Annotated in this window: 16 protein-coding genes; 1 reads left to right on the forward strand and 15 read right to left on the reverse strand. The window is 34.4% G+C overall.

Features of this window, described 5'->3' with window-relative positions:
- Positions 1 to 382: 382 nt before the first annotated feature.
- From HYG84_RS00150 to HYG84_RS00160, 3 genes are all read right to left on the reverse strand, one after another.
- Positions 383 to 1,843 (reverse strand): aminotransferase class I/II-fold pyridoxal phosphate-dependent enzyme, encoded by a 1,461-nt coding sequence (locus HYG84_RS00150; protein WP_330655523.1) that lies wholly within the window; start codon positions 1,841 to 1,843, stop codon positions 383 to 385.
- Positions 1,844 to 2,040: 197 nt separating this feature from the next.
- The gene (locus tag HYG84_RS00155) at positions 2,041 to 3,276 is read right to left on the reverse strand and encodes an MFS transporter (RefSeq protein ID WP_212379592.1); all 1,236 of its coding nucleotides are present in this window, start codon (positions 3,274 to 3,276) and stop codon (positions 2,041 to 2,043) included.
- 71 nt (positions 3,277 to 3,347) lie between these two features.
- Positions 3,348 to 4,301, reverse strand: a complete 954-nt coding sequence (locus HYG84_RS00160) for a VanW family protein (RefSeq protein ID WP_212379594.1) — start codon at positions 4,299 to 4,301, stop codon at positions 3,348 to 3,350.
- Positions 4,302 to 4,485: 184 nt separating this feature from the next.
- Here HYG84_RS00160 and HYG84_RS00165 point away from each other — a divergent pair, with 184 nt between their 5' ends.
- Positions 4,486 to 4,899: an EamA family transporter gene (locus tag HYG84_RS00165; RefSeq protein ID WP_212379596.1), complete on the forward strand. Its 414-nt coding sequence runs from the start codon at positions 4,486 to 4,488 to the stop codon at positions 4,897 to 4,899.
- 62 nt (positions 4,900 to 4,961) lie between these two features.
- On the opposite strand, the gene HYG84_RS00170 is transcribed toward HYG84_RS00165, so the two are convergent.
- From HYG84_RS00170 to HYG84_RS00225, 12 genes are all read right to left on the reverse strand, one after another.
- A complete protein-coding gene (locus HYG84_RS00170; RefSeq protein WP_212379598.1) occupies positions 4,962 to 5,420 on the reverse strand; it encodes a cupin domain-containing protein in 459 nt (152 codons plus the stop codon).
- 32 nt (positions 5,421 to 5,452) lie between these two features.
- Positions 5,453 to 6,544 (reverse strand): ethanolamine utilization protein EutH, encoded by a 1,092-nt coding sequence (locus HYG84_RS00175; protein WP_212379600.1) that lies wholly within the window; start codon positions 6,542 to 6,544, stop codon positions 5,453 to 5,455.
- 38 nt (positions 6,545 to 6,582) lie between these two features.
- Complete coding sequence (locus HYG84_RS00180; RefSeq protein ID WP_212379602.1) at positions 6,583 to 6,855, reverse strand: EutN/CcmL family microcompartment protein; 273 nt, start codon at positions 6,853 to 6,855, stop codon at positions 6,583 to 6,585.
- Positions 6,856 to 6,868: 13 nt separating this feature from the next.
- Complete coding sequence (locus HYG84_RS00185; protein ID WP_212379604.1) at positions 6,869 to 7,486, reverse strand: hypothetical protein; 618 nt, start codon at positions 7,484 to 7,486, stop codon at positions 6,869 to 6,871.
- A gap of 5 nt (positions 7,487 to 7,491) precedes the next feature.
- Positions 7,492 to 8,127, reverse strand: coding sequence for an ethanolamine utilization phosphate acetyltransferase EutD (gene eutD, locus HYG84_RS00190; RefSeq protein ID WP_212379606.1), 636 nt, complete (start codon positions 8,125 to 8,127; stop codon positions 7,492 to 7,494).
- Between the two features lie 10 nt (positions 8,128 to 8,137).
- On the reverse strand, positions 8,138 to 8,875 hold the full coding sequence (locus HYG84_RS00195; RefSeq protein ID WP_212379608.1) for a hypothetical protein: 738 nt from the start codon (positions 8,873 to 8,875) through the stop codon (positions 8,138 to 8,140).
- A gap of 113 nt (positions 8,876 to 8,988) precedes the next feature.
- Positions 8,989 to 9,279: a BMC domain-containing protein gene (locus HYG84_RS00200; protein WP_212379611.1), complete on the reverse strand. Its 291-nt coding sequence runs from the start codon at positions 9,277 to 9,279 to the stop codon at positions 8,989 to 8,991.
- A 65-nt stretch (positions 9,280 to 9,344) separates the two neighbouring features.
- The gene (locus HYG84_RS00205) at positions 9,345 to 10,823 is read right to left on the reverse strand and encodes an acetaldehyde dehydrogenase (acetylating) (protein WP_212379613.1); all 1,479 of its coding nucleotides are present in this window, start codon (positions 10,821 to 10,823) and stop codon (positions 9,345 to 9,347) included.
- Positions 10,823 to 11,440, reverse strand: a complete 618-nt coding sequence (locus tag HYG84_RS00210) for a BMC domain-containing protein (protein ID WP_249168676.1) — start codon at positions 11,438 to 11,440, stop codon at positions 10,823 to 10,825. The genes HYG84_RS00205 and HYG84_RS00210 overlap by 1 nt, the downstream gene beginning before the upstream one ends.
- A complete protein-coding gene (gene eutL, locus HYG84_RS00215; RefSeq protein ID WP_212379615.1) occupies positions 11,441 to 12,094 on the reverse strand; it encodes an ethanolamine utilization microcompartment protein EutL in 654 nt (217 codons plus the stop codon).
- 110 nt (positions 12,095 to 12,204) lie between these two features.
- Positions 12,205 to 13,110: an ethanolamine ammonia-lyase subunit EutC gene (eutC, locus tag HYG84_RS00220; RefSeq protein ID WP_212379617.1), complete on the reverse strand. Its 906-nt coding sequence runs from the start codon at positions 13,108 to 13,110 to the stop codon at positions 12,205 to 12,207.
- 24 nt (positions 13,111 to 13,134) lie between these two features.
- Entirely contained in the window at positions 13,135 to 14,502 is a 1,368-nt protein-coding gene (locus tag HYG84_RS00225; RefSeq protein WP_212379619.1) for an ethanolamine ammonia-lyase subunit EutB, read from the reverse strand.
- Positions 14,503 to 14,504: the final 2 nt, after the last annotated feature.

The following is a 14,504-nucleotide window of genomic DNA, read 5'->3' on the forward strand; positions in this document are numbered from 1 at the left end:
ATGTTGAAAATAAAAAAGGATAAAGCCTAAGCTCTACCCTAATTATGTTAATCTATCTATTTAATTCCAGAAAAATCCGCCTCCACATACACAACATAATATAATAATTATAAAGATGAAGAAAATGAAATTACCTCCGAAAAGACCACCAAAACCTCCATTGCATCCTTTATTTTCAACAATTCCGCTCATGTATTACACCTACCCTTTCAAATTTTAAATTTTACTAAATGCACAACTCTTTTCTTTTTGTTTTGGAATTATTAGTAGTTGTAATATATATTATGAAATTGCATATAAACTGTGCTATATTTCATGTTGAAAAGGACTAAATTTCTTTAACTCTTTTTACTCCATTTATGTAAAATCTAAAATGCACTAATTAGTGCATTTTTATGTCTAAGACATTTATATATTCTAGTTTTGGATCAGAGTTACCTTGTATATGGCACTTTTGTTCCTTTAATTCCTTTAAGTAATCAATGATTTCTTTTGTTATTACCTCACCCATACATATTATAGGTATTCCAGGAGGATATGCCATAATCACTTCCCCAGAAATCATTCCAATAGCCTTTTCTAATTCTATGGATTTCTTGGGACTGTAGAAGGCCTCACGAGGATAAAATCTAGTTTCTGTGAAGTTAGGAATAGGAATATTGTTTTTAAAGGACTTTCCACTATTTTTTAAAGAAATATCCCTTAGTGCAAATATCAACTTTTCTAAATCTTCTCTTCTATCCCCTAAGCTTATTATGTTAAGAATATTGTATATATCTGCAAGCTCGATTTGTATGTTATATTCATCCCTTAGTTTATTCTCCATCTCAAAGCCTGTATACCCGAGATTTGCTACATTTATTCCTAGTTTTGTATCATCAAAATCAAAGCATCCTGGACTTCCAACAAGCTCCTGACCAAAGGCATAGACATTACAGATTTTATTTATTTCCTCTCTAGCCCAATTAGAGAGTTCAAGTATATTAGAAAGCATGGCCTTACCATTTACTACAAGTTGTTTACGTGCTATATCCAAGGAACACATTAGAAGATATGATGCACTAGATGTGTGAATTAGGTCTAACACTTTTCGAACCCTATCCTTAGATATCCTTGAACTATTTAGTAAAAGTATTGAACTTTGAGTTAAGGAACCACCGGTTTTATGAACACTGGAAGCGCTCATATCAGCTCCAGCCGCCATAGCAGTCAAAGGAAAATCTCGGTGAAAATACATATGAGCACCATGGGCTTCATCAACTAATACAGCCATATTATTTCTATGAGCTAGCTTAACTATTTCACCTATATTCGATGCGTAACCATAGTAGGTTGGATTGATTATAAAAACAGCTTTAGCATTGGGATGTTCTTCTATAGCCTTTGATATGCTTTCAGTAGTAACTCCCATTGCAACACCAAGCTGTTTATTTATTTCTGGTTGAACATATACTGGCTTAGCACCACTTAGTATAAGTCCAGACAAAGTTGACCGATGAGCATTTCTCGGAATGATGATTTCATCTCCAGGATCACAGGTGCTTAATATCATGGCTTGAACCCCCGAAGTTGTTCCATTAACCAAAAAAAATGCTTCATCTGATCCAAATGCGTCAGCATAAAGCTTCTCTGACTCTAGAATAACTCCCGACGGATTATTAAAATAGTCTAAATCATTCATTCCATTTACATCCATTTTTAAGGCCATTTCTCCAATGTAATCTCTTAGCTCTAGGATACCCCGTCCCTGCTTATGACCAGGCACATGAAAAGGAGTTGGCTGGTCATCTATATATTTTTTTAATGCATCAAATAAAGGTGTTCTATTTTGATTTAATTTCAAAACATACATCTCCTTTTAATTGTCATATAAAATTCCTACATTTATATGATATTCCAACTAAGCTGAAATGGTGAATAATTCATCATATCCACAGAAAAGTTATTTACTGGTTACAAGGATTGTTTAAATACTAATAGTTCTTTACTATAGCAAAGAATCAGAAGATATTCTTAACTGCAAATAATCTAGTAATAAAACTATCTATTTTTGGTTAAAGATAAATTTGTACTAACAAACAAATATATTATATAAACCAATATCAACATGGAGTTCAATATAAATATACTCTGAGAAGATAAAATTTGAATAAAAATATAAGTATAAAATGATCCAAAAAGTTTACCAAAATTATTTATAATATCATTAATACTTATTACTCTTGCCATATAGTCTTCTTGAGAAACAATCTGAAGTTGTGAATTTAAAAGTATTTCAAAAAGACCAAGTGCAGTGCCTTCTAAAAACTGTAGAACTACAATTAAAATTAAATTACTTACATTACCATAGCAAAACCAAATAATAGCTACTGATAAGAAGCATATATAAATAGAAGTAGTTATCCTTCTATTTATTTGTCTACTAAATAATATGGATAATGACATGGCAATAAGTCTTGCCCCATAAAATACGGACATCATGATTCCCCACGACTTGCTTGATACCTTTAAAAAATCAAAGGCAAAGCTGTAAAAAGTCATGTTTACAGATGCTGTTCCTAAGGCTAATGCTGTTCCCATGAAAACCAAAAATTTAATTCTAGGGGTGTTATTAAAATAGGTAAATCCAGTAATAATGCCTTCATATATTTTTTCTTTTGTTTTTTTTCCTTTAGCTTTTAAAAAAATATACTTTTTATTAGTTTTTATAAAAATAATAAGCAGTGCAGACATAAAAAAAGTTAAGCTATTTATGTAGAAAATAGTCTTTATACCTAAAAAATTAATAATAAAGCCCGCTAATAGTGGTCCTATTACAAAGGTTAGTCCTGATATACCACTTATTATAGAATTACCAATCATAAATTCATTATTTTTCAGTAGGCATGACATAAGCTTTTTTCTAGAAGGATTATATAGAATTTCTATAGACGACAACAATAACATCAGGCAATAAATCGACCAGATTTCTTCACTCAATACAAATAGTATTGCTACTAGACCCCTAAATACATCTAAAAAAATTAAAACATATTTTTCATTAAGTCTATCTCCTAAGCTTCCCGCAAATGGCGATAAAAATAAACTACAAATTGGAGTAGAAATTATAGCAAATCCTGCCGATAGACCATTACCAGAAATATTAACTAAAAGAGTAGTAATTGCAATAAACTGAAAAGCATCTCCAAGATTTGAGATGCCTTGACTTATAGAAAAAATAAAAAATGAATAATTACTACATAATAATTTATGTGAAGTGTCTAATTTCCTAGTCATAAATACAACTCCTTATATAATAATTATACTTATTGTTATTATATAAGGAGTTAAAATATGATGCTCTGTAGTTAATTTTTTTCAAATATATGGGGCATTGGTTTATAAATGCTCTTACCAAGATGTTTCTTTTCCTCTGTCCCGTCTTCTTTAATTATAGTAATCCATGACTCTACAGCCCCGCCATCCATTCCTTCTGAAACTATTTTTTCAGTTCCCTTTGGAAGATCAGGATTGATATTGTATGTCTTTGGAGCTTCACTTATATATAGAGTTTCATGATTCCACCTTATTTCAGGTGGTTTTTCATTGCCGTAAAAAGCAATATAAAGAATGTTATCAATTCCCATTGACCATATTAATATAGGTGAATCAGTATTGTTTCTAAATCTAATATCTTTAGCCCCATAAGCTACAGTGGCATCTTGGCCATAGGGAACATAGGGAACCGGCATACCATGATTATGTCTTTCTACAATCTCTAAATTACTTAAAATTGCCACGTTATAAAGAGTTGAAGCAATTTTACATACTCCACCTCCAACTGTAGTAGTTACCTTCCCCCCAATATATGTGGGACCTTCTTTATATCCATTAGGCTCTGTATAGGGACCAATACTTTGATTTTGAGAAAAAATCTCGCCAGGCTTAATTACCTTTCCTGAAAGTGACTTAGCTGCAAGATGAACATTATATTCTTCCCCAGGCAATGGATCGAGCAAAATTGTACGAAATCCACCCATTAATACAGGTGTATTATACTTACTTAATGCTTCTTGGAAGTTAAGATCATCTTCCCAAGGTAAGACGGATATTGGACCAGAATTAGTTTTTGCACTTAATTTAATATTCTTATTAGTATCATTTGTACTAGTACCTTTTTGGGGAGTGTATCTCACTGTATGCTGCGATCCTATATTTTCATTTTCTGTATTATTTATATCACTAATATTTTCTGAACTACATGAAATAGAGGTAATGCTTATAAGGATAATTAAAAAAAATATATATATTTTTTTTCTCACAGAAACACCTCCTTATAATATTTTGTATAATATGAGGCTCCAATATTCAGGTTAATTAAGGAAAGTAGCTTACATTGACTTAATCTAAGGTAATCTATTTTGTTATAAATAATAAATATTAAGCATAGAGTTAATAAGAAAGCTAAACAAACTATGGAAGTACTTAATCTAGGAGGAGTAATTGATGACAATATTACTATCACTCATTGGCATGATTTGCTGGGGAATTGCACCTATTCTTGCAAAAATTGGATTAAAAGCCATGAATCCCATAACTGGTCTAGCATTAAGAAGCTTTATAACTACGGTAATAATTACTTTGTATATAAATATAGATAGCAACGTTGTAAAACTTAAAGATATAACTTTTTATGGATTACTATTTATTGGGCTAGAAGCTGTTTTTTCAACTATAGTTGGTGATATAGCGTATTATGCAGCAATAAAAAAAGGAAATGTATCTTTAGTTACTATGATTATGTCAGCCTCTCCAGTAGTGACTTTATTTGGTGCAATGTATTTGCTTGGAGAACAAATTACCATAACAAAAATAATTGGAGTACTTCTAGTAATATTAGGGATAATACTTATAGCATAAGTCCTATGATAAAATTAAAAGCAAATTAATGGTACTTAATCCATCAATTTGCCTTTTTAGAATTATGATTGCCAATCAGCCGGATAAGTCACATAGATAAAACTTGCCTTTCCTTCAACTGAAAACTGGATACTTGAACCACTTGGAATCAAAATCAATTCTCCTGCATTGGCAGTTATGCGACGTCCATCTATGATAATAGTTAGAGTTCCTTCAATAATATAATCTATTTCATCATATCCTAAAGTCCAATCGAAGGTGGTATCTTCCATTACCATTAGGCCACAACCCAATCTAGGACTTTCAGTAAGTGACACTAAATCCTTCGTATACACTTTATGATTAGGGTTACCTGTGTCCAATCGATCTTCTTCACTTACAGAAAACAATGGCAAGGAAATCGACATTATACCACTAGGGTCAACATGCCTTTTTGAAGAATCATCTAACTTATTACTGTATTCTTCCATTATAATACTACGAACTAACTTTTCAATCTCTGATCTGCCTATATTCAACATCTTACCTCCATTCGTACTTAAATCCTACAGTATTAGCTTTGTTCAATCCTAAATACACGTTTAGATAGAAATATGGCAACAAGAATGGCAGAAATACCACCGACTAGCTTACCAATAATCATTGGAGTAATCAATTCTGGCGCAACCCCAGCTGTAAATCCTAAATGGTCACCAAATGTAAAGGATGCTGAAACTGCAAAGGCAATATTAATCACCTTTCCACGTTTATCCATGTCCTTTACTGTTTGAAACATGGCGATGTTGTTAGCAAGAGATGCAATTAGACCCGCTGCTGCAATATCATTCATTCCTAACAAGTGACCTAGTTTCATCAATGGTTTATTGAATATCTTTGTGATCAAGAAAACCAATCCATAAGCACCAGCTAAAGTAATGGCAATACCACCAACTGTTTGAAATCCAACTTCAAGTGTATCTTGATTTTCAAATATTTTAATACCTAATAGTAAGTCTAACCCACCAATTGCCAGCCCAATGGCTGCAACAGCCACTATAATTTTCCCAAATATATTGAACCCTTTAATCATTCCCTCAGGGACTTTAAATAGTCCAATTGAAATTAAAATTGCTACAGCTATTATAGGTATTAGGTTCATAAAGACTTTAACTATTGGTATACCCATCACAATTCCTGCAACTAATGCTCCAATTGGAATAGTCGCAATCCCACATAATACTCCTTGTGCTAAATACTTTGTATCTTCCTTGCTGATAATGCCTAATCCAACTGGGATTGTAAATACAATTGTCGCCCCCAGCATAGCTCCTAAAATACCACCTGAGAAAAGCGTAATTAGTGGATCTGTAGTCATTTGTTGTGCTAAGAAAAATCCCCCCATATCATTTGCTAATAGAGTTCCTGCAAACATTGCTGGATCTGCTCCTAACAATTTATATAATGGAACCACTATAGGACTTAACCAATCTGATAACTTGGGTGCTATAACGATTATACCAGCCATTGAAAGTGCTAAAGCACCCATTGCTAGTATTCCTTCTTCAAATCGCTGGCCTAAACCAGTTTTATCACCAAGTGAACGGTCGATTGCACCTATGACCATTATAATTGCCATAACCCAAATTATTATTTCATTTATACTCATTCATTTCACTCCATTCTATTTATAAATAGCAGCTTTTATCATTTCTTTGGATAGTCCACAGTGTCTATAATACCGACAATAACCATATCAACAGGAATATTTTTACCATCAAAAGATAGACGACCAGAGCTACCAGTGGTAATCAGTACCGATTCCCCAATGCCAGCACCTACGTGGTCAACTGCAACAACTAGAGCAGGATCAGCCTCTTGTTCGTTTAGTTGTTTTTCAATGAGTAGAAATTTTAAACCATTTAACTTTTCATCCTTGCGAGTAGCCCATAAGCTACCAACAACTTTTCCAATGAACATAGTATGCTCCTTTCTATACTATCTGAACACCTAAATCACGCATATAATCTCTAGCCAATGCTGTAATAATAGTGTTCTTATCTGCTTCAAAGATATCTCCTGCCTGTAAGTTCAGTTTTCGCACTTTTGCTATGGTAAGAAGCTCCTTCTTATCACTTTTATGAATTACATCTTTTACTTCTTTATTTATAGTTTCATTTATCTTTTCAAAATTCTTTAATGGAAGTATAGAAGCACCGTACCTTACCAATTGGTTTTTATGATTCTCAAGGACTTGTAGCAATGCTCGTGGAGCCACATGCCGACTTGCCTGAAGCTCCATTCCTTCTTCTAAAAAAATAGCTTCTTTCTTATTCAATAAACGCTCCCAAATAATTACTTCATCTTCTGTTTGAGGAAGTCCTAGTGCTATGCGATTCATATTTAAAATAGACAGCTCAGTAACGATTACTATATCTGTATCTGATTTATCTTTAACTGACACTATTTCATAGCCTCTTTTTTCATAGTAAGTTCGAATACTTGAATATTCTTTCCCTAAAAATACAACTGTCTTCCTAGGTTCTTCCTTCTGTAAACGTTGTATAACAATATCTGTGATTTTTTGCACTAATACTTCAATATTGTCCATCTATATCACCTCTTAACAATACGCCCTCGTACACCTTTCTTATGGCCACAAGCATTTGCTTCATCGTAATCAATGTGCATAGAAGTCTCAAACTTTGGACTTACTCTCACTATAACATCATCAAATATAAGTGGTCTTTCACTAAACACTTGAACGGATACCCTCTCTTGATCTTTGACATCTAACCTTTCGGCATCTATATCTTTTACATGAATATGGCGTTTTGCAACTATGACACCTCTATCTAATACAAAAGACTTAGAGCCATTCATCACAATAATTCCTGGAGTGTTTTCAATATTTCCACTTAATTGGACTGGCGCATTTACACCTAGTGAACGTGCGTCTGTTAATGAAACCTCCACTTGACAGTTTTTTCGCTCTGGCCCAAGAATTATAACATTGTGAATAGTGCCCTTAGGTCCTTTAATACTCACTCGTTCTTCTGATGCAAATTCGCCTGGCTGTGATAAATATTTCGATGGGTGTAATTGATAACCCTTTCCAAAGAGGGAATCTATTGCCTCTCGATTTAGATGGATATGGCGTCCACTTGCTTCAATTTCAAAAGTTTGATCCATTACTTCGTGTATACGAGAGACAACTGCATCCACGATTGTATCAATATTATTTTTAGTCATATTTCCACCCCTATTCTATTGAATTTTCTTTTGACTGCACCATCAAAATCCAACAATAATCCTTTAAAATAGTCACTATTGAAATGCAATTTATATAATCTTCAAATGCCAGAATCTCTTTCATTTCTTTAACAATAAAATGTTCTAGTTCTTGTAAATATGCATGTAACTCAAATAAAGCTATAACACATTCTTCATCTTTATAGGTTGGAATAAAGGAACCTTCTGGATATAGACTGGCAATGTATGGCTTTTTGTCTTCCAACAACTTTTCAATTTCCTGTACTAGATCTAACTTGTCTGAAGCTAAAATCTTCACTGATATTGTCTTGACTACCATTAAGATAGTATTTAAAGCTTCTATTAACTCCATCTTCCCCATATGGTGACTTTTCTTTTGTAGGGTCAAAATATGGCTTATTATAATATCAATTTTAATTTTAAATTGATAAGTTAAGTGACTTTTCCATATTTCCTGTCCTTTTCCATTATTATACATTAAAATTTCTTGGATATTCTTTACATTCTTGGATTCACTTACTTTCAACTGGGTCATTGGGAAGGTTGCTTCTTCATTCTTAGTCTCTGGTTCTTCTGGTATTTCCATATATTCAATAATAATATCCTTTAAATATTCTTTTGCAGAAGGGGTAATTACAGTCCCAGGTTCTAAAACTAAGAATTTTGTTTCTTTTAATTTCGTCGTACGGAGTAGTTTTTTTATTTTACTTTCCGTTAAAATAGCCATTAGTATTCACTTCCCCTCGATAAAGAAAAGGCTGGGCATAAGCTTTTATTATGCCTCAGCCTCACTTTTTATCTTCCAACTTTAAGCGTTCATCATGAGTGTTCGAAGCCTGATTATGATTGGGTATCGTATTTTGGTAGGATGACATCTACTTCCATATGTGGACGTGGTATTACATGAACAGATACTAATTCACCAACTGCTTCTGCTGCTGCTCCTCCAGCATCTGTTGCAGCTTTAACAGCTCCCACGTCTCCACGAACCATAACTGTTACTAGTCCGCCGCCTACTTGTTCTTTTCCAATTAATGTTACATTTGCTGCTTTAACCATTGCATCTGCTGCCTCTATTGCTGCTACCAATCCTTTTGTTTCAATCATACCTAATGCGTTTGTATTGGCCATTATAATTTCCTCCTAGATTTTTTATATTTTTATTTTTTTATCAATGTTATTGTGTTGCTCCTTACTTACTTTAACGTTTGTAGAACACGTTCAACGAGCAAATCTACTAATTGATCCTTACTAAGTCCCAAGTGTTCAACAGCTATAGCACTAACTTCTTCAAATATATCTTCTCCACGTATTTCATCTAATGTCCTAACGCCATAAACGACCCGGCGAAGATTAAATAAATTCTGTGGGCCAACATTGTCGGAAGTTGAACTTCCTCCTACAGCTCCACAACCTAGTGTCAAGGCAGGCATAAGGTTTGTAGTTGCTCCTATCCCACCTAATGTAGCTGAACAGTTTATTAGTAGTCGTGAAACTGGCACTTTTAAGGCGAATTCTTCTGTAATTCTTGTGTTTGTTGTGTGAATGACCATGGTGTGTCCTGCGCCTTCAAAGTTTAAAATCTTGATACTTAAATCGCGAGCTTCTTCCCAAGTGTTTACCGTATAAAAAGCTAAAATTGGTGATAGTTTTTCCCTTGAATAAGGTGCAAGATTACCAACACGTGTTTCTTCAGCAATAAGAACTTTTGCATCTTCTGGTACAGAAATACCAGCTAATTCAGCAACAACCCGTGCACTCCTTCCAACGATCTTAGGATTCATTGTACCGTTTGGTCGTAGAATATACTTTTCAAGTTTTAGGGCATCTTCTTTTGATAAAAAATAACCACCCTGTTTCTTGAATTCTGAAATCACTTTTTCTCTACTGACTTCTTCAACAATAATAGATTGTTCAGATGCACAAACTGTACCATTATCAAATGTCTTAGATTCAAGAATAAGCTCAACTGCTTTCGGGATATCTGCACTACGTTCTATAAATGCAGGTCCATTACCCGGTCCAACTCCAATTGCTGGTCTTCCAGAGGAATATGCTGCACGAACCATTGCAGACCCACCAGTAGCAAGAATTAAGTCTGTATTTTCATTTTTCATTAATTCATTTGTTGCCTGCATTGTAACTGTTGTAATTACACTAATAGCACCATCTGGTAAGCCAACATTTTTTCCTGCTTCATTTATAATGCGAACTGTTTCCTTGATACAATTTAATGCACTTGGATGAGGTGAAAATACAATAGCATTTCCTGCCTTAATGCTTATTAGTGCTTTGTAGATAACTGTTGATGTGGGATTTGTTGAAGGAATAAGACCTGCAACCACTCCAACTGGAACAGCCACTTCCATATATTTAGCTTGTATATTATTTTTGATTATACCAACTGTCTTCATATCTTTAATTGCATTTAATAAATCTCTTGATGCAAAGGCATTTTTAAGGACTTTATCTTGCCATCTTCCAAATCCTGTTTCTTCTTGTGCCATTTTAGCTAGTTTCACACGATTGTCAAAAGCTGCCTTTGCTATAGCCTTGCAAATGGTGTCGATTTGTTCTTGAGATAACTTGGCTATTTCTTTTTGTGCTTCTTGTGCTCTCTTCAGTAAATCCCTAGTTTCTTGAACTGAAACAAGGTCTTTATCTATCAATCCCATTAATGCTCAACTCCTTTATCCAGCAACGCTTCAATAAGCACTGCTTTATTAGCAGATTTAATTTCTGATTTCTTTATGGTAGAAAGATTTAATTTATATGCAAGTGAACGTAAATCGGCCACTTTCATTTTCTCTAGTTGTCTTTTATCAAAGGATGAATCTACAATTGTATCTACTCCATGTTCCAAATTTTCCTCTAAAATTTCTTTTGATTCATTCAAAGGTACGAGTAAAGCATTCTTTTTTTCTTCCACTATTTCATCTTTCTCTGTTTCTTCTATGATGGGTTGATTTGATTTCTTTGAGTCCGGAGGATTATCTTCCTTTTTACCAAATGATTTCATCAACATCTGCTCAACTTGGTCATCCAAACGCGGGATAACATGGCTACTAATTAGACTATTCTTATTTGCCAAAGCAACTTCACCTGCCTCAACCGCTGCTTTTACTGCCGCAATATCTCCAATAATATGAATTGTTGTCAATCCTCCACGGATTGCTTCTCCTCCAAGTAAAGTTACATTTGCCGCCTTTGCAGCTGCATCTGCTGCTAGGATTGCACCTAACTTTCCATGTACTTCAATTAAACCTAATGCCTTAGCCACATTAACCACCACCTAATAACTGGTTGGGTTATCTGCAACGGCTTCCACAGCTTTAGCAAATGCTTCACATGCTGCTTTACAAGCAGATTGTGATCCTGTTAGTAATGCTCCTGCAAAGTTTGTTTCAGTTGGTGGTCCATAAAATACATTCATTTTTACATCAGCAGATTTCAAAGCCGTATCAATAGCTACAATTGCTTCAAGTGGTGGTGCTATTAAATACGCAATGGCTTCTCCTTCTTTAACATTTGCTCCTTTTGAAAGATAAGAACCTGTTCTCGATACAGAATGAGCAAAATAAATTATTGAATTATCATCATTTGCACTATAAAAGCTAGCTTCATTTTCTATTACCTCAATAGCACGATCTAGACCACTTCGTATCTCTGCCGGACTTGGACCTGCTAAGATTCCAATAACTTCTCCTACTAATTTTGTAGAAGCATTAGCAGCTCCAGCATACATACTTCTTGCATATACAACTGCTACATCTGATGCCTTCGTTGCTTCATCTAATGCTACATATGTTACATCATCGGAATCAGCTGTTATAATCCCTAAACTTTTTTGGTTTGGTGCTAATTTTAATTCCTTTGCCAATCCATCATCAACATTTGGAATGATTTTTACACTTAGAACATTTGCACCTAATCGTTCATTCTTCATTAGGAAACCTCCTTTTTAAATCAGGCAGTTTTTATTTTGAGCACTTGAAACTTTAAGCTTTATCTAGAGTTGAGTGCGACATAAAGTTTGTGAGCCTAAGCGAACAAATTTTATTTTTCTTTCAAATCTAACCCAGACGCTTTATTATCTAACATTCTCTTGATAATTTCAGCAATATATGCTCCTGCTTCTACTGCTGGGGTTCCTTGTCTGTGAATATTGGAAACTACCGTCCTTCTAGCCTCTGGCATACCAATAGTTGGTTTATAAGCTATATATGCACTCATAGATTCTGATGTAACAAGGCCTGGTCTTTCTCCGATTAAAAGACAGACCACATCAGCTCCTGTTGCTTCACCAATTTGGTCCATAGCTGGTACGCGACAATGTTTTATAAAAACAACCTGTCCAAAGTCAAGTCCAAATACCTTGAGTCCTTGTTGTAAAGAAGGTACAATATCTTTAATATTTGCCTCTATTGCTGCTGAACTTAAACCATCACCAACGATAACTTGTACTTTCTGATTTGGTTTCACAGCCTTTTTTATTGCATTTATTACTTCATTTGAAAACCTACGGCCTAAATCTGGACGTGTAAGATATTCATCTTTATCCTTGCATTCAGTAGCAACCTCTACAAATCCAAGTTCCTTAACTAGATCTTCATTAACATAAGAGAATACAGCATCCTGGGCAGCAGCATGGTCAGCACGAAATCGAAGACTAGGTTCTGTCATATATCTTGGACCTGCCCTCCACAATCCTAAGCGAGCTGGTGTATAGGATTTCATTTTTAAATAACCTTCTTTATCTACTGGATCTGGTACTAAAAATTGCTTCCGAATATCTACTTCTGTAATATCTGGTATAAATCCCTCTTCAACTTCCTGGGGCTTAGTAGATTGCATTGTGCCTACAGTTGCTTTTGTGGTTGAACCATTTATAACTGGTGATACTTCATCTACCATTTCATTTAAAATTGATTTAATCATTTCTTTTAAGCCTAATTCATCCATTGGTTATCCTCCTCTTAGAAATATTTAATGCTTCAAGAATACAGATGCATCACCAGCTTTAGAAGTTAAACGTCCATTTTCACTGAATCCCATTTTTTCTAACCATTGGTCAAATTCTTTTATTGTCCGCTTATTTAATAACTGTCTAATTGATGCACCCTCATGGTACCCTGTGGTTTGATAATTCAACATGACATCATCACCACTTGGAATAGACATAATAAAGTTTACACCAGCTACTGCAAGTAAAACCGTTAAGTTTTCAGCATCATTTTGATCAGCCTTCATATGGTTGGTGTAACAAACATCACAACCCATGGAAATACCAGTTAACTTACCCATAAAATGATCCTCTAGACCTGCACGAATAACTTGTTTAGAGTCATACAGATATTCTGGCCCAATAAATCCAACAACTGTATTAACAAGGAATGGATCAAAATATTTTGCAAATCCATAACATCTAGCTTCCATAGTCAGTTGATCTACACCATGATGAGCATCGGAAGAAAGCTCTGAACCTTGACCTGTCTCAAAGTACATAACATTTGGACCTACTGCCGTACCCAACTTCAAAGCCATGTCCCTTGCTTCTGAAAGCATCTTTGCAGAAATCCCAAAAGCTGTATTTCCTTTTTCAGATCCTGCAATAGATTGGAATACCAATCCTGTTGGAGCCCCTTGCGCCATTGCTTCCATCTGAGTAGCTACATGAGCTAAAACAACATGTTGTGTTGGTATTTCCCACTCATTAATGAAATCATTAAATTTATGAAGAATACGCTTTACACTTTCTGTTGTATCATCTACTGGATTTAGACCTATTACTGCATCTCCAGATCCCATAGATAGACCTTCCATAACTGAAGCCATGATACCATCAACATTATCAGTAGGATGATTTGGTTGTAGACGGGTTGAAAAAGTTCCTGGAAGACCAATTGTAGTATTAGCAGTCTTAGTTATTGTAATCTTTTGAGCGCCTACTATTAAGTCTAAGTTGGACATAATTTTGGTAACTGCTGCTACCATTTCAGCAGTTAGACCATTTGATATACGGTGAATGTCATAGTTTGTCGTATTGCTACTTAAAATCCATTCTCTTAATTCAGCTACTGTCCAATTTTTAATCTTTTCATAAGTTTTAAGATTAACATTATCAATAATAATGCGTGTTACCTCATCCTTTTCATATGGTACTGCAGGGTTGTTAAATAAATCTGAAAGCGTTAATTGTGATAGAACAACCTTAGCTGCAACTCTTTCTTCAGCGCTATCTGCCGCAACTCCAGCTAAATTATCCCCGGATTTTTCTTCATTAGCCTTTCCCATAACTTCCATTACAGACGAAAATTGATAGGTTTTTCCAAAAAGCTTTGTCTTTAAAATCATTG

Source organism: Alkaliphilus sp. B6464 (assembly GCF_018141165.1).
GTDB lineage: Bacteria > Bacillota > Clostridia > Peptostreptococcales > Natronincolaceae > Alkaliphilus_B.